Annotated in this window: 12 protein-coding genes; 5 read left to right on the plus strand and 7 right to left on the minus strand. The window is 73.7% G+C overall.

Features of this window, described 5'->3' with window-relative positions:
- Positions 1 to 46: 46 nt before the first annotated feature.
- From AB0J55_RS24030 to AB0J55_RS24040, 3 genes are all read right to left on the minus strand, one after another.
- Entirely contained in the window at positions 47 to 2,728 is a 2,682-nt protein-coding gene (locus tag AB0J55_RS24030) for a GNAT family N-acetyltransferase (RefSeq protein WP_364252375.1), read from the minus strand.
- 2 nt (positions 2,729 to 2,730) lie between these two features.
- Positions 2,731 to 3,900, minus strand: coding sequence for an acetoin utilization protein AcuC (locus AB0J55_RS24035; protein ID WP_364252378.1), 1,170 nt, complete (start codon positions 3,898 to 3,900; stop codon positions 2,731 to 2,733).
- Positions 3,901 to 4,164: 264 nt separating this feature from the next.
- Entirely contained in the window at positions 4,165 to 5,010 is an 846-nt protein-coding gene (locus AB0J55_RS24040; protein WP_364252381.1) for a sulfurtransferase, read from the minus strand.
- A 113-nt stretch (positions 5,011 to 5,123) separates the two neighbouring features.
- On the opposite strand from AB0J55_RS24040, the gene AB0J55_RS24045 reads away from it, so the two are divergent.
- The 3 genes from AB0J55_RS24045 to galE all read left to right on the plus strand — a co-directional run bounded on the left by AB0J55_RS24045 (position 5,124) and on the right by galE (position 8,101).
- A complete protein-coding gene (locus AB0J55_RS24045) occupies positions 5,124 to 5,840 on the plus strand; it encodes a metal-dependent transcriptional regulator (protein ID WP_013224289.1) in 717 nt (238 codons plus the stop codon).
- Complete coding sequence (gene galK / locus AB0J55_RS24050; RefSeq protein WP_364252384.1) at positions 5,837 to 7,021, plus strand: galactokinase; 1,185 nt, start codon at positions 5,837 to 5,839, stop codon at positions 7,019 to 7,021. Before AB0J55_RS24045 ends, galK begins: the two co-directional genes overlap by 4 nt.
- A 99-nt stretch (positions 7,022 to 7,120) precedes the next feature.
- Positions 7,121 to 8,101 (plus strand): UDP-glucose 4-epimerase GalE, encoded by a 981-nt coding sequence (galE, locus tag AB0J55_RS24055; RefSeq protein WP_364252387.1) that lies wholly within the window; start codon positions 7,121 to 7,123, stop codon positions 8,099 to 8,101.
- A gap of 135 nt (positions 8,102 to 8,236) precedes the next feature.
- Here the strand turns inward: galE and AB0J55_RS24060 are convergent, their stop codons facing one another.
- Both AB0J55_RS24060 and AB0J55_RS24065 read right to left on the minus strand, forming a co-directional pair.
- Positions 8,237 to 9,295 carry a DUF4192 domain-containing protein gene (locus AB0J55_RS24060; RefSeq protein WP_364252390.1) on the minus strand — a complete coding sequence of 353 codons (1,059 nt, stop codon included), beginning with the start codon at positions 9,293 to 9,295 and terminating at the stop codon, positions 8,237 to 8,239.
- 447 nt (positions 9,296 to 9,742) lie between these two features.
- A complete protein-coding gene (locus tag AB0J55_RS24065) occupies positions 9,743 to 10,597 on the minus strand; it encodes a M23 family metallopeptidase (RefSeq protein WP_364252392.1) in 855 nt (284 codons plus the stop codon).
- A gap of 94 nt (positions 10,598 to 10,691) precedes the next feature.
- Between AB0J55_RS24065 and AB0J55_RS24070 the strand changes: the two genes are divergently transcribed.
- Together AB0J55_RS24070 and AB0J55_RS24075 are read left to right on the plus strand one after the other, a co-directional pair.
- Positions 10,692 to 11,795, plus strand: a complete 1,104-nt coding sequence (locus tag AB0J55_RS24070) for a histidine kinase (RefSeq protein WP_364252395.1) — start codon at positions 10,692 to 10,694, stop codon at positions 11,793 to 11,795.
- Complete coding sequence (locus AB0J55_RS24075; RefSeq protein WP_364253077.1) at positions 11,792 to 12,433, plus strand: response regulator transcription factor; 642 nt, start codon at positions 11,792 to 11,794, stop codon at positions 12,431 to 12,433. The genes AB0J55_RS24070 and AB0J55_RS24075 overlap by 4 nt, the downstream gene beginning before the upstream one ends.
- An 18-nt stretch (positions 12,434 to 12,451) precedes the next feature.
- Here AB0J55_RS24075 and AB0J55_RS24080 read toward each other — a convergent pair whose 3' ends face one another.
- Both AB0J55_RS24080 and AB0J55_RS24085 read right to left on the minus strand, forming a co-directional pair.
- Positions 12,452 to 13,111, minus strand: a complete 660-nt coding sequence (locus tag AB0J55_RS24080; RefSeq protein WP_364252398.1) for a YdcF family protein — start codon at positions 13,109 to 13,111, stop codon at positions 12,452 to 12,454.
- Positions 13,111 to 14,907, minus strand: a complete 1,797-nt coding sequence (locus AB0J55_RS24085) for a Xaa-Pro dipeptidyl-peptidase (protein ID WP_364252401.1) — start codon at positions 14,905 to 14,907, stop codon at positions 13,111 to 13,113. Before AB0J55_RS24085 ends, AB0J55_RS24080 begins: the two co-directional genes overlap by 1 nt.
- Between the last annotated feature and the right edge of the window lie 7 nt (positions 14,908 to 14,914).

Below are 14,914 nucleotides of genomic sequence, written 5' to 3' on the forward strand. Positions count from 1 at the left end.
CGGGCGGGTTGCGTTCCGTGGCGCCGTCCTGACCGGAACAAGGTGCTCAGTCCAGCGGGTTGATCGCGCGCAGCCGGCGCGGGCCGGTGTCGGGCCGCGACGGCGGCGGCCCCAGGACCAGGCGGGCGTTGGCGACGAAGGCCCCGTCCGGCGACGCCAGGATCGGGTCCAGCACCAGCGACCGCACCTCCGGGTTGTCCTCGGCCAGCGCCGCCACCCGCAGCACCATGTCCTGCAGCGCGGCAAGGTCGGCCGGCTCGTCGCCGCGGTAGCCGGTGAGCAGCGGCGCCGTCCGCGGCTCGCGCAGCAGGGTCGCGGCGTCGACGTCGGTGAGCGGCACGGCCCGGTAGGCGCGGTCGCCCAGGAGCGTGCTGACCAGACCGGACAGCCCGAACGAGACGAGCGTGCCGAACGACGGGTCGTCCTGCAGGCCGATCACGCACGACAGGCCCTTGGGCGCCATCCGCTGGACGTAGACCTCGTCGTCGCCGGAGACCTCGCGCAGCGTTTCGTAGGCGTTGCGCACCGAATCCGCGGACGCCAGGTCGAGCCGGACGCCGGCCAGGTCGGGCCGGCCGCGCAGCCGTTCGTCGACGGCCTTGAGCGTCACCGGGTAGCCCAGCTCGGCCGCCGCCGCGACCGCGTCGTCCACAGTGGACACGATGCGGAAGGGCACCACGTCGACGCCGTAGCAGTCCAGCAGCCGCACGACTTCGGCGTCCGAAAGCAACGTCGTCTTGCCGCTGTCGGCTTCGAGCAGCTCGCGCACGATGCCTTGCGCCTGCTCGGTGTGGATCCCCGCGGGCCGCACGAGCGTGCCCTGCGGGCGCTGCCGCCACGCCGCGTACCGGACGACCCGGGCGAGCGCGTTCACCGCGCGTTCGGGGCTCGGGTACGACGGGATCGAACCGCGCGTCGGCACGCCGTCTTTGGTCAGGACCGCGAGTTCGTCCGGGACGCCTTCGGCGGCGAGGAACGTCGAGACGATCGGCTTGCGCTCCCCCAGTTCGACGACGGTCTCCCGCAGGGCGCGCGCGTACGCGGTGCCGGGGATCGCCACCGGCGGCGCGAACACCACGACCAGCGCGTCGGTCTCCGGTGAGGTGAGGGCCTCGCGGACCGCCTTCGCGAACTCCTCCGGCGCGGCCTGCGGCCCGACGTCCACCGGGTCCGACGCCAGCCGCAGGCCCTGCATCCGCGCGGTGTCGGCGGCCAGGAGGCCGATCGCGCTGGAGTTGCCGACGATCCCGACCCGCGGCCCGGCGGGCAGCGGCTGGTGGGCGAACACGAGCGCGGTGTCGAACAGCTGCGCCAGCGACTCCACCCGGACGACGCCGGCCTGCTCGAACAGCGTCTGGACGCTGGCCTCGTCGATTTCCGTCGACGTCGCCGCCAGCTGCGGCCGGACGGCGTGCCGCCCGGACTTGACCGCGACGATCGGCTTCGTCCGGGCGAGCCGCCGGGCCAGGCGCGCGAACTTGCGCGGGTTGCCGAAGGACTCGAGGTACAGCAGGACGAGGTCGGTGTCCGGATCGGTTTCCCAGTACTGGAGCAGGTCGTTGCCGGAGACGTCGGCGCGGTTGCCCGCCGAGACGAACGTCGACAGGCCGAGGCCGCGGGACTCGGCGTCGGCGAGGATCGCGGTGCCCAGCGCGCCGGACTGGCAGAAGAAGCCGGTGCGCCCGCGGCCGGGCAGCCGCGGCGCGAGGGTGGCGTTCAGCCGGATCCCGGGCGCGGTGTTCAGCACGCCGAGCGCGTTCGGGCCGACCACGCGCATGCCGTGCGCCCGCGCCTCGCCGACCAGCCGCAGCTCGGCGTGCAAGCCGTGCGGGCCGGCTTCGGCGAAGCCGCTGGACAGGATCAGCAGCGTCTTCACGCCCTTGGCCAGGCAGGCGTCCAAAACGGACTCGACGGCCTCGGCGGGCACCGCGACGACGGCCAGGTCGACCGGATCCGGGATGTCCAGCACCGACGGGTACGCGCGGACACCCCGGATCGCGCGGTGCTCCGGGTTGACCGGGTAGACGGTGCCGGTGAACGCGGCGGCCAGCAGGTTCACGAAGGCGACGTGGCCGACCTTGCCCGGCTCGGCGGACGCGCCGATCACCGCGATCGAGGACGGGTGCAGCAGGTTGTGCACGCTGCGCGCCTCGGCGGCCTGCTCGCGCGAGCGCGCGACGGCGAGGGACTCCTCGGTCGGGTCGATGTCGAACTCGAGGTGCAGCACGCCTTCTTCGATCTCGCGGCTGACCTGGTAGCCGGCGTCGCGGAACACCCGCACCATGGCGGCGTTTTCGGCGAGCACCTCGGCCACGAACCGCCGCAGCCCGCACTCCGACGCGGCGGCGGCGAGGTGTTCGAGCAGGATCGAGCCGAGCCCGCGGCCCTGGTGGGCGTCGCTCACGACGAAGGCGACCTCCGCTGAGGGCCCGTCGTCGAGCCGCTCGTACCGGCCGACGGCCACGATGTCGTCGCCGAGGAACGCGGCGAACGCGACGCGGTCGTGGTGGTCGACCGTGGAGAAGCGCTTCAGGTCCCGTTCGGGGATGCGCGGGTAGGCGCCGAAGTAGCGGAAGTAGCGGGTGCGCTCGGAGAGTTTCGCGTGGAAGGCGACGAGGCCGTCGGCGTCGGTGGGGACGATCGGGCGCAGGTGGACGGTGCCGCCGTCGGACAGGACGACGTCGGCCTCCCAGTCGCGGGGGTAGTCGAAGGGATCCCGGCCGGTCATGGTCAGTCCCTGGGGTCGTCCGGGTCGAGGCCGTGCAGCGGGAAGACGGCGCGGCGGGTGTCCCGGACGGCGATGTCGACCGGGTCGTCCTCGCCGTCGCCCCACGGCTTGAACTCCGTGTCGCGGTCGTCGGACATGGTCGGCGGCAGCTCGGCGTGCGGTGCCGCCTTGGAGACGGTTCCGACCCAGCCGGGCGGCAGCGGGGTCGCCGGGTCGACGTCCCGGTCGAGGACGGTGGCGATGAGGTGCGTCCAGGACCGCGGGACGACCCGGATGAGCTGGTAGCCCCCGCCGCCGACGGCGATCCACTTCCCGCCGGCGTAGGTCTCGGCGAGGTCGCGGAGGGTGGCGTAGATGGTGCGGTGCCCGTCGACGCTGAGGGAGAGGTCGGCCAGGGGGTCTTCTTCGTGCGAGTCGACACCGCATTGGGTGAACAGCAGCTGCGGTTCGAAGTCGGCGAGCAGTGAGGGGACGACGGCGTTGAAGGCCCGCAGCCAGCCCGGGTCCTTCGTCCGCGGCGGCAGGGGGACGTTGACGGAGGTGCCGTCGGCCTTCCCTCGGCCGGTCTCGGCGGAGTAGCCGGTGCCCGGCCAGAGGGTGAAGGGGTGCTGGTGCATCGAGATGGTGAGGACGCGCGGGTCGTCGTAGAAGGCGGCCTGGACGCCGTCGCCGTGGTGGACGTCGGTGTCGATGTAGGCGATGCGCTCGAAGCCGTGGTCGAGCAGCCACGAGATGGCGACGGCGCAGTCGTTGTAGACGCAGAACCCGGCGGCCTGGTCCCGCATGGCGTGGTGCAGTCCCCCGGCGATGTTGACGGCCCGGTTCGCTTCGCCCTCGGCGACCTTCCGCGCGGCGAGCAGCGTCGAGCCGACGACGAGCGCGGAGGCGTCGTGCATGTCGGAGAAGACGGGGTTGTCGGAGGTGCCCAGCCCGTGCCCGACATCCCACCCGACGAGCGGGGCCTCCCGCACGGCGGCGAGGTATTCGGGGGCGTGCACCCGGAGGAGTTCCTCGTCCCCGGCGGCGGTCGGGACGAGCAGTTCGACGTCCTCGAGCACGCCGAGCTCGCCGGCCAGCCGGACGGTGAGCTCCAGCCGGACGGGATTGAAGGGGTGCTCCCCACCGAGGTCGTAACCCAGCAGAGCACGGTCCCAAACGACGGCCGGCGACATGGGTCCGACTGTAGTGCGATCGGGGGCGATCCGTGGAGTGGGAGGCGCACGGCACGCTGGTGAGCAGGGCACGACGGCGGTCGGCGGCAGGCCCGGCTGCGCGGGCGCGGCTCGCCCGGGCCGGGCTACTCGCCTCAGGCCGCCCGACCCGGCCGAGCAGGGCACGGCGGCGGTCGGCAGCAGGCTCGGCTGCGCCGGCGCGGCTCGCCCGGGCCGGGCTCCTCGCCTCAGGCCACCCGACCCGCCCGGTGGGGCCGCCGTCCCTCAGCCGGGGAGGGTGCCCGTGGCCGCGGGGCGTCCGGGGTCTCGGGACCAGTGCGACCACGAGCCCGCGTACAGGCCCGCGCCCGGGTGGCCGGCCAGCTCCAACGCCAGGACCACCGAGCTGGCCGTCACCCCGGACCCGCAGTACGCCCCCACCGGCTCGCCCGGCCGCAGCCCCAGCTCCTCGAAGCGGGCCGCCAGCTGCTCCGGCGTGCGCCAGTGGCCGTCCTCGCGGTTGTGGCCGGCGAACGGGGCGTTCACCGCGCCCGGGATGTGGCCCGGGCGGGGGTCCACCGGTTCCGTCTCGCCCGTGTAGCGCTGGGCTGCGCGGGCGTCGAGCAGCAGGCCGTCGCGGGCCAGGGCGGCGGCCTCGTCCGCGTCGAGGACCGGCATCGCGCCCGGACGGACCGTCAGGTCGCCCGGCTCCGGGTCCGGCTGCTCGGTGCTCACCGGACGGCCCTCGGCCGTCCACGCCGCGTAACCGCCGTCGAGGACCGCGACCTCGGCGTGGCCCGCCCAGCGCAGGAGCCACCACGCCCGGGCCGCCACCGACCCGTCCGCGTCGTCGTAGGCCACCACCGGCACACCCGTGCGGACGCCGGCCGCACGCAGGTCGCGCTCCAGGTCCGCCGGGTCCGGCAGCGGGTGCCGGCCGCCGTCGCCCGGCTCGGCCGCGAGCATGCGGTCGAGGTCGGCGAACACCGCGCCGGGCACGTGGCCCTCGCGGTAGGAGTCGGCGCCGGGCGGACCGGCGAGCCGCCAGCGGACGTCGAGGACCACGGGCCGGTCCCCGGCCGGGCCGGCCAGCGCGGCGGCGAGGTCGGTGGTGCTGATCAGCGGACGCATGCCTCCCATCTTCCAGCGGCCGGCCACCCGGCCGCGCCGGGGTGCGGACATATCCCCCACCGGCGAGTTGTTAGGTCCGAGGGCCGCCGCCGCTCCCGGGGTCAACGACTACGATGAGCAACGCGGACGAAGGGGACAGCGTGAACGATCTCATCGACACCACCGAGATGTACTTGCGTACCATCTACGAGCTCGAAGAAGAGGGTGTCGTTCCGCTGCGCGCCCGGATCGCCGAGCGCCTGCAGCAGAGCGGCCCGACCGTGAGCCAGACCGTCGCCCGGATGGAGCGGGACGGGCTGGTCGTGGTCGCCGACGACCGGCACCTCCAGCTGACCGACCACGGCCGCGAACTCGCCATCGCGGTGATGCGCAAGCACCGCCTCGCCGAGCGCCTCCTCGTCGACGTGATCGGGCTCGAGTGGGAGCACGTGCACAACGAGGCGTGCCGGTGGGAGCACGTGATGAGCGAGGCCGTCGAGCGCAAGCTGGTCAAGCTGCTCGACCACCCGACCACCTCCCCCTACGGCAACCCGATCCCGGGCCTGGACAAGCTGGGCGACGGCGATCCCGCGCCGCCCGCGGAAGCCGACCTGGTCCGGCTCGACGAGTTCGCCCGCACCGGCGGCGGCCGCGTCGAGATCCGGCGCATCGCCGAACACGTCCAGCTGGACGAGTCGCTGATGACCGAGCTCAAGTCGGTCGGCATCGTGCCGGGCGGCACCGTCACCGTCGGCAAGGCCACCGGCGGCACCATCGAGGTCACCGGGGGCGACACCACCGCCCAGGTCGCCAGCTCCGCGCTGCACGCCGTCCTGGCGCAGGCCCGATGAGCCCCGCTTCGGACGCCGTGGCGGCGTTCCGCACGGTCCACGGCACCGCGCCGGCCGGCGTCTGGTCGGCACCCGGCCGGGTCAACCTGATCGGCGAGCACACCGACTACAACGACGGCTTCGTGCTGCCGTTCGCCCTGCCGCACCGGCTGGCCGCGGCGGCGTCGCCCCGCGAGGACGGCATCCTGACCGTGGCCACCCTGGGCGACGACGGCCAGATCCAGCGCACCGGCGAGCTCAAGATCGCCGACCTGGCGCCGGGCACCGTCGACGGGTGGGCCGCGTACCCGGCCGGCGTCGCCTGGGTGCTGCGCGACCAGGGCTTCACGGCCGGGGCCGACCTGGTCGTCGCCGGGGACGTGCCGTCGGGAGCGGGTCTGTCCTCCTCCCACGCGCTCGAATGCGCGGTGTCGCTGGCCCTGCTCGGGCTGGCCGGCCTGGAACTGGACGGCACCGGCGACCGCGTCCCGACGCGGCCCCAGGTGGCGCGGTGGGTGCAGCGGTCGGAGAACGACTTCGTCGGCGCCCCGACCGGCCTGCTCGACCAGACGGCGTCTCTCTGCTGCACCGAGTCCCACGTCCTGTTCCTCGACGTGCGCTCGGGCGAGCAGGAGCAGGTGCCGTTCGGCCTGGCCGAGGCCGGGCTGCAGGTGCTGATCATGGACACCCGCACGAAGCATTCGCACGCCGAAGGCGGCTACGGCGAGCGCCGCCGCGGCACCGAACGGGCAGCCGAGCTGCTCGGGGTGAAGGCGCTGCGCGACGTCACCGTCGAGGGCCTCGACGACGCCCTCGGCCGGCTGCCGGCCGAGCTGGCGCCGCTCGTGCGGCACGTGGTCACCGAGAACCAGCGGGTGGTCGAGACGGTCGAGCTCCTGCGCGCCGGGCGGCTGGCCGAGATCGGGCCGTACCTGGACGCCTCGCACGTCAGCATGCGCGACGACTACCGGATCTCCACGGCCGAGCTGGACCTCGCGGTCGACGCGGCGCGGGAGGCCGGTGCGCTCGGTTCGCGGATGACCGGCGGCGGCTTCGGCGGCTCGGCGATCGCGCTGGTCCGCGACGCCGACCTGGACGGGGTCAAGGCGGCCGTCGACGCGGCGTACGAGAAGGCCGGCTACCGGCGGCCGCGGATGTTCACGGCGGTGCCCTCCCGCGGCGCCGGCCGCGACGAGGTCTGAGGCCACGCGGGTCCGGCCGGGGCAACCCCCGGCCGGACCCGCGCGTCGGCCAGGGGGAAGACTGGGGAGCACAGTCACCCTCGACAGGAAGGCCTGGACGTGTCGGAGCAGAGCAACGCCCTGAAGCTGGTCGTGACGGGCGGGGCCGGGTATGTCGGCAGCGTCTGCGCCGCCCGGCTGGTCGAGGCCGGGCACCGGGTCACCGTCGTCGACGACCTGTCCACCGGGCACGCCGACGCCGTCCACCCGGACGCGCGGTTCATCGAAGGTGACGCCGCCGAGGTGGCGGGCAGCCTGCTGGGCGAGGGTTTCGACGGCGTGCTGCACTTCGCGGCCAAGTCGCTGGTCGGCGAGTCGATGACGGATCCGGCGAAGTACTGGGAAGGCAACGTCGTCACGTCGCTGCGGCTGCTCGAGGCCATGCGCGAGCACGGCACGCCCCGCCTGGTGTTCTCCTCGACCGCGGCGACCTACGGCGAGCCGGAGCAGTCGCCGATCCCGGAGACGGCGCCGACGCGGCCGACCAACACCTACGGCGCCACCAAGCTGGCCATCGACCACGCGATCACCAGTTTCGCCGGCGCGCACGGCCTGGCCGCGGTCAGCCTGCGCTACTTCAACGTCGCGGGCGCGTACGGCACCTTCGGGGAGCGCCACACCACGGAAACCCATCTCATTCCTCTCGTTCTCCAGGTCGCCACGGGCGACCGCGAGCGCATCCAGATCTTCGGCGACGACTACCCGACGCCGGACCACACGGCGGTCCGCGACTACATCCACGTCGTGGACCTCGCGGACGCGCACCTGCTGGCGCTGAAGCACGCCACGGCGGGTGAGCACCGGATCTACAACCTGGGCAATGGCACGGGGTTCTCCGTTCTCGAGGTGATCGAGGCGTGCCGCGAGGTGACCGGGCACGCGGTGCCGGCCGCGGTGGCCCCGCGCCGCGCGGGCGACCCGTCGGTGCTCGTGGCGGCCAGTGACCGGGCCCGGGAGGAGCTCGGCTGGAAGCCGGAGCGGACCGACCTGGCGGGGATCGTGCGCGACGCATGGGAATTCACCCAGTCGCGGCGAGGCTGACCGCACGACCGGCGGGCCGCGGCCGAGCCCGCCGGTTCACCCGGACCGGTGGTTCCGCCCCGGAGCCGCCGGTCCAAAGTGGACAGACCTCCTCGGCCCCGCCTGATCCCGGTCCTCCGGGCAGCGTCAAGCCGCTCATAACGCTTGCCCCGTGTCGAAATCCGCCGGTTCCAGGCCCAGGGTGGCCACCGGGTCGGCCGCCGCGGCCAGGCCGCGGATCACCTGGGGTGGGGTTCCCCGGTCCAGGACCGTCTTCAGCAATCTCGCCAGCACGTGGTCCGGGTTCGCCGCCAGAGCGTTCTCCAGGGCCATCCCGGCGAATGCGCCGTCGCCGCGCATGTACGCCGTGAAGCCCAGCAGTACCGCCGGTTCCGCTCGTTCCGGTGCGGGGAGCTCCCGGACCAGCGTCAGCCACACGCGCTCGGCCTCGCGCGCGGCCGACGTCTCCGGGGGTACCGCCATGGCCAGGCACACGTCGCGGATCTCCGGGAGGGTGAGGGCACCGGCCGCCGTCACCGCCTCCTCGTCCGTCGGCGGCCCTTCGCCGCGGCGGTGGCGCTCGAACTCCGCGCGGATCGCCGAGGCCGCCTCGTTCAGGTCCGGGCAAGGCGGGCACGGCAATCGCGACAACACCGCCGACCTGCGGGCCAGCGCTTCCGGGGAGCGCGGGGACAGCAGGGCCTCGAGCTCGTCGCGGCTGTCGAACGCCACCGTGCCGCGCTCGGTGGCGGCGGCCGCCGCGACCGTGGTGCGGGGGTCCGGCAGCTCGCCGCCGCAGTCCGTTCTCGCGTAACACCGCCAGCGCGCGCCCTCCTGGATTTTCGCCGCCCACAGGGCGTGCCTCACCGGGACGCCGAGGACGGCCAGCTCTTTCGTCAGGACGTCGACGAAGCCCGCGTGCGGTGGCGCGCTGCCGGGTCTTCGCCGGCCACCCACGATCGCCAGGGTCACGCCGGTGTGCAGGCCCGTGGCGAACCGTGCCGCGAGGGCCTGGGCTTGGTACGCCCGGTGTTCGCGGCGGGGGAGGTCGCCGCGCAGGATCAGGCCCGGCTCCTGGCCCGCCGGGCCCTGGTGGCCGATCAGGACGACGGACCGCGCGGGCCGGAAGCCGATCACGTACGGGAGCGCGGCCAGCAGCTGCGCGGGATTCCGGAGGTCGGCCGGCGGGTGGCCGGCCGGGGTGGCAGTGGTCATGCCTCCACGGTGCGGCAGGACGGGGCCGGATGGGGCGGTGGCGGCAAATCTGTGGATGGGCGGGGCCGATGTGGACAGAACCCGCCCGGCGGGGACCGGGCGGGGCGTTCCTGTCGGTGGGGCGGGCTATGCTGCCCGGCCCCACCGGCCGGGGACTCGTCTTGCGGGGGTCCGGGGAGCGGCGGACCCCGCTCGGGGCGAGGGCCGGAGGACACCGATCGCCTTGCGGGACCCGGGTCGCGGCACCCCCACCCAGGCGAAGCCCCGAACAGCACCCATTGCCTTGCGGAACTGCGGGTCGCGGCACCCTGGCCCTAGCGAAGCACCGAATGACGCCGATCGCCTTGCAGAGCCGGGTAGCGGAGCCCGCCCGAGCGAGGCTCCGAAGGACACCGACCGCCCTGCCGGACTCCGGGTAGCGGCGCGCGAAGCCCGGCTGCCACCGGCTCAGCCGCAGTGCTCGAACCCGCTCTCGTAGGTGTTGCTGCCCACCGAACCGCCCCACTTCACGCAGGTCGAGTCGGCGGTCTTCTTCACCGGTCCGGCGTAGTAGGTGAAGCTGCCCGAGTCGGTCACCCGCGTCGAACCCTGGACCTCGAGGAACGCCGAAACCGCGCTGGCCGTGCCGAGGGACGTCGCCTTCAGCGTGGTCACGCAGTTCGCCTTGGTGGATGCGTTGTACAGCAGGTAAGCCGTGCCCGAGGAGTTCGCCAGTGCCTGCTGGTCGACGACCGAGAAGCCGTCGCCGCACACCTCCTCCGCCGAGTACGGGTTGCCGCCGCAGTTGTTCTTGCTCGTGAAGTTCGTGTGGCCGTAGTACGGGACCGCGACGCCGTTCAGCTTGGCCTTCTGCACCACGCCGTCCAGGCGCTCTTCGAAGTGCAGGTGCGGCCCGCTGACGCCGCCGGTCGCGCCGGCCTTGCCGATCTCCTTGCCGAGGGCGACCGACTGCCCGACCGAGACCTCCTGGGCCGACAGGTGCGCGTACCGGGTGCGCCAGCCGCCGCCGTGGTCCAGCTCGATCCACTTGCCGTAGCTCGTGCTGCCCTCGTCGGCCACCCGGGTCACCGTGCCGGACGCCGCCGCGAGCACCGGCATGCCGGTGATGCCGTCCTTCTGGAAGTCGACCGAGTACGCCGGGCTGTGGCCGCTGAACGTCGCCGCGGTCACCGTGACCCCGCACTTGAACGGCACCTGGAAGTTGGGCGCGGCCGAGGCGGTCGCCTGGCCGGCGAGGGTGAGGCCGAGCGCGGGCAGCGCCGCGGCGGCGGCGAGCAGGGCGAGCCGTCGCAACCTGGACATGGGGGAACCTCCTGACAAACGGGACATCTTGACGCCACCCAGCGAAGCCCGCGCCGGTACATTTTCCGTACAAGCACCCCGCGGAGGACCCGGAATGACCACGCGACGGCCCCAGGCGCAGGACTGGCTGCGCTGGGCGCTCGTCGCCGGGCCGATGTTCGCCGCGATGCCCCGCGCGAACACCCTCGCCTGGGTCCTGATCGGGCTCACCCTGGTCCTTTCGGTCCCCATGCTGTGGTTCCACGACGCCGCCGCGCACCGGTGGGCACCGGCCGTGGCGGTCGCGGTGATCGCGGCCGCGGCGACGATGCTGGCGATCGTGCCGAACAGCTGGGCGTCGGTGACGATGTTCGGCACCACCTTCTTCGTCGTCCTCAAGCAGCGGACCGGCCCGATCGTGCTGGCCGTCGCGATCGACCTGGCCGCGATCACCTGCTGGGCCGTCCTGCACGGCACCTGGCAGGGCGCGGTGCCCACGTACGCGGCCGTCGTCGTGATCGTGCTGATCGGGCTGAACCGGCGCGCCCGGCTGGCCCGCGTGGAGCAGACCGAGCTGGCGCTGGCCCGCGCGCAGACCGCCAACGAGGAGCACGCCCGCGCGGCGGCCCTCGCCGAACGCGCCCGCATCGCCCGCGAGCTGCACGACGTCCTCGCGCATTCCCTGGCCGGGCTGTCGCTGAACCTGCAGGGCGCCCGGCTGATGCTGGTGCGCGACGGCGCGAGCCCCGAGGCCGTCGCCCAGATCGAACGCGCCCAGAAACTGGCGTCGGACGGGTTGGCCGAGGCGCGGAAGGCGGTCGCCGCGCTGCGCGAGGACGCCGTTCCGGTGGAACGCGCGATCGCCGACCTGCTCGCCGCCTACCGGCTCGACAGCGGCGCCCGGGCGGACCTGACGGTCGGCGGCGAGCCGCGCGAGCTCGACCCGGCGGTCGGCACCGCGCTCGTCCGCGCGGTGCAGGAGGCCCTGGTCAACACCCGCAAGCACGCCGCGCAGGCCGATGTCGACGTCACGCTGGACTACGCCGAGGCCGCGGTGCACCTGACCGTGGCCGACCGGCAGGGCAGGCGCCCGCCGGACGCACCCGCGGCAGGCTACGGTTTGCGCGGGATGGGCGAACGGGTCGCGCTGCTCGACGGACGCCTGGAGAGCGGGCCGGGGGAGGACGGATGGCGGATTCACCTGACGGTGCCGGCGTGACGCTGCGGGTCGTGCTGGCCGACGACCAGGCGGTCGTCCGGGAAGGCCTGGTCACGCTGCTCGGGCTGCTGCCGGGCATCGAGGTGGTCGGCGCCGCGGCCGACGGGCTCGCCGCGCTGGGCCTCGTCGCCGAACACCGGCCCGACGTCGTGCTGGTGGACCTGCGGATGCCGCGCTGCGACGGCGTCGAGACCACCGAGCGGATCCGCGCGGAGCACCCCGGCACCGAGGTCGTCGTCCTGACCACCTACGCCGACGACGAAGCGCTGCTGGCCGCGCTTCGCGCCGGTGCCCGCGGGTTCCTGACCAAGGACGCCGACGCCGAGGCCATCGCACGGGCGCTGCGCTCGGCCGCCGCCGGCCAGTCCACTGTGGACGGCGAGCTGCAGCGGCGGCTGGTCGAGGCCGCCGCCCGCACCACCCCGCCGCGCGTCAAGGAGGTCGAAGGCCTGACCACGCGCGAAATCGAGGTGCTGCGGCTGATCGCGGCGGGCCTGTCGAACACCGAGATCGCCCGGACCCTGGTGGTGACCGAGGCGACCGTGAAGACCCACGTGAACCACCTGTTCGCCAAGGCCGGCCTGCGCGATCGCGCGCAGGCCGTCGCCTTCGCCTACCGGGCGGGCATCGCCGGCTGACGTGCCCTGCGAAAACCGTTACCTCGAGTGATCGTCGGCGCGGATCAGGCGCTGGGTGAACCCCGCGTCGGCCAGCCGGCCGGACGCCCGCTCGACCTCGGCGGGGACGTCCTGCGGGATCGCGAAGCCCTGCTCGGCGTACTCGGTGATCCGCTGCGTCTCCCCGACGAGCATGCCGATCACGCGCTCGACGTCCTCTTCACCGGTGAGGTGGTCCTCGAACGAGACCGCCTTCGACGCGCACACGACGTCGACATCCGGCCAGAGCCGCTTGGCCGTCGCGTAGGCCCGGCGTTGCGCGTACGGCCGCGTCACCAGCGTCACCGACCGGATTTCGCGCCCGGCCAGCAGCCGCCGGGTGAACGCGATGTTCTCGCCGGTGTTGCGGGCCTGCGGTTCGACCAGGATGACGTCGTCGGGCACGCCCAGCTCCAGCGCGATCTCGCGGTAGTGGACCGCTTCGCCGCGCGGGAAGCGGTCCACCGTCGTGGGCGCGTTGGCCCCGGTGAAGACGACCAGCGGGAACCGCCCGGCGTGGAACAGCTCCGCCGTGTGGACGGCCACGCCGGGGTCCCGGCTGCCGAGGCCGATCCCGACGTCCGAGCGCCGCGGCTCGTGCCGCAGGTCGTGGTACTCCCACAGCGTCCGGACGTCGGCGTGCAGGTGCTCCGGCAGCATCAGCCGAACGCGGCTCGCAGCGCGGGCTTGCCGCCGGTGACCGGGAGGGTCACCGCCGTCCTCGTCAGGTCGAGCGCCAGCCCCGCGCCCGGCTTGGGGCGCAGCGTGTAGTCGTGGTCGCTGGAGGCCAGCAGGAACTCCAGCCGGTGGCCGGCCTGCAGGATGTAGTCCTTCGGCATCAGCTCGACCCCGATCCGGTAGGTCTGCCCGGGCGTGATCGGCTCGGTGCGGGCCGGGGACGTGCGGTTCTGCGGGTCGGTCCAGCCGCGGCTGATCACGTGGGACGTGCCGTCGGGGGCGCGGTCGAGCAGGATCGCCGAGACGTTCGCCGCGGGCCGGTCGAACGCCAGCGCCAGGTCGGCTTTCGCGGTGCCCGAGAGACGGACAGCCTGCTTCGCCGCCGAAGTCGCGTACAGCAGGCGATTGCCGGAGGAGGCGAGGCCGGCCAGCTGCTCGATCGTCTTCGAGGAGTCGTCGGCGAGGGTTTCGACGGCCGCGGTGCCCGGCACCGGGTTGCGGGTGTCGATCGTGCCCTTCGAGCGACCGCCCGGCCACGGGTACACGCGGACGTCGGCGGTGCCCGGGGCGGGCCAGTCGGCCTCGTCGGTCCAGGACAGGTCCTCGCGCTGGATCGTCGCCTTCGGCTCGTTCTGGATGCCGTTGTCGAGGCCGTAGAGGTAGTGCGACAGCCACTTGTTCAGCGTCGCGAGCCAGACGTCGCGCCGCAGCGAGTACGGGTCGGCGTGGCCGGACTGGTGCAGCCAGATCTTGTGCTCGACGCCGCGGGCCTTCAGCGCCTCGTACCACTCGGCGACCTGGTCGGTCTTGACGTTCCAGTCGTTGAGGCCGTGCACCGCGAGCACCGACGCGTGCACCTTGCCGACGTCGTTGCGGTAGTTCCGGACGTCCCAGAACGGCGTGTAGTCGCCGGTGACCCGGTCCTGGTCGCGGGTCAGGCCGTCGATCACCGGGCGGCAGACCTGCCGGTCGGCGCGGGTGTAGACGTACTCGGCGAGCACGTCGGCGTCCTCGCCCTGGAACCCGCCGGCCGCGACCACCGCGCCGTCGTTGCGGTAGTACTGGTACCAGCTGGAGATGGCCGCGATCGGCACGATCGTTTCGAGCCCCGCGACACCCGTGCTCGCGACGGCGTTGGGCAGCGTGCCGTTGTACGACACGCCCATCATGCCGGTCTTGCCCGTCGTCCAGTCCGCCTTCGCCGCAACGCCGTTCGCGTCCCGCGCGGAGGTGCGGCCGTTGAGCCAGTCGACGACCGAGCGGGCCCCGATCGTCTCGTTGACGTCACCGGTGGTCGGGCAGCCGGTCGAAAGCCCGGTGCCGAGCGATTCGCCGTAGACGACCGCAAACCCGCGCGCGGTGAAGTAGTCCTGGTAGCGCCAGGTGATCGGGGTGGCCGGGCCGACGCCGTGCGCGGCGACGCGCGGGCCTTCCGGGCCGCGGGCGTACCCCGGCGCGTACAGCTCGACGTCGACGTCGTGGTTGGCGACGTCGTTGCCGCCGGCGTAGTACGGGCTGGCCTGGTAGACGACGGGCACCTTCAAGCCCTGCTGGGTCGCGCGCGGGCGCACGACCTGGGCGTGCACGAGGTCGTCGGCGCCGTCGTGGTCGCTGTCGACGGGCGCGGTGACCCAGACGTCTTCGCGGATGACGTCGGCCGGGTCGAACACCGGTTGCGCCTGGCCGCCGGTGAACACCGGGGCCGGTGGCGCGGCTTCGGCGATGCCCGCGGTCAGCGGCAGCGCGAGGACGGCGGCGAGCAGGACTGCGGCTTTCACTCAAACC

This window comes from Amycolatopsis sp. NPDC049688, assembly GCF_040674975.1.
GTDB lineage: Bacteria > Actinomycetota > Actinomycetes > Mycobacteriales > Pseudonocardiaceae > Amycolatopsis.

What these genes read in the sequence shown, in the direction of transcription:
- AB0J55_RS24030 (WP_364252375.1), bottom strand. Translation starts at nt 2,728, where the DNA reads ATGACCGGCCGGGATCCCTTCGACTACCCCCGCGACTGGGAGGCCGAC.
- AB0J55_RS24035 (WP_364252378.1), bottom strand. Translation starts at nt 3,900, where the DNA reads ATGTCGCCGGCCGTCGTTTGGGACCGTGCTCTGCTGGGTTACGACCTC.
- AB0J55_RS24040 (WP_364252381.1), bottom strand. Translation starts at nt 5,010, where the DNA reads ATGCGTCCGCTGATCAGCACCACCGACCTCGCCGCCGCGCTGGCCGGC.
- AB0J55_RS24045 (WP_013224289.1), top strand. Translation starts at nt 5,124, where the DNA reads ATGAGCAACGCGGACGAAGGGGACAGCGTGAACGATCTCATCGACACC.
- galK (WP_364252384.1), top strand. Translation starts at nt 5,837, where the DNA reads ATGAGCCCCGCTTCGGACGCCGTGGCGGCGTTCCGCACGGTCCACGGC.
- AB0J55_RS24060 (WP_364252390.1), bottom strand. Translation starts at nt 9,295, where the DNA reads ATGACCACTGCCACCCCGGCCGGCCACCCGCCGGCCGACCTCCGGAAT.
- AB0J55_RS24065 (WP_364252392.1), bottom strand. Translation starts at nt 10,597, where the DNA reads ATGTCCAGGTTGCGACGGCTCGCCCTGCTCGCCGCCGCCGCGGCGCTG.
- AB0J55_RS24070 (WP_364252395.1), top strand. Translation starts at nt 10,692, where the DNA reads ATGACCACGCGACGGCCCCAGGCGCAGGACTGGCTGCGCTGGGCGCTC.
- AB0J55_RS24080 (WP_364252398.1), bottom strand. Translation starts at nt 13,111, where the DNA reads ATGCTGCCGGAGCACCTGCACGCCGACGTCCGGACGCTGTGGGAGTAC.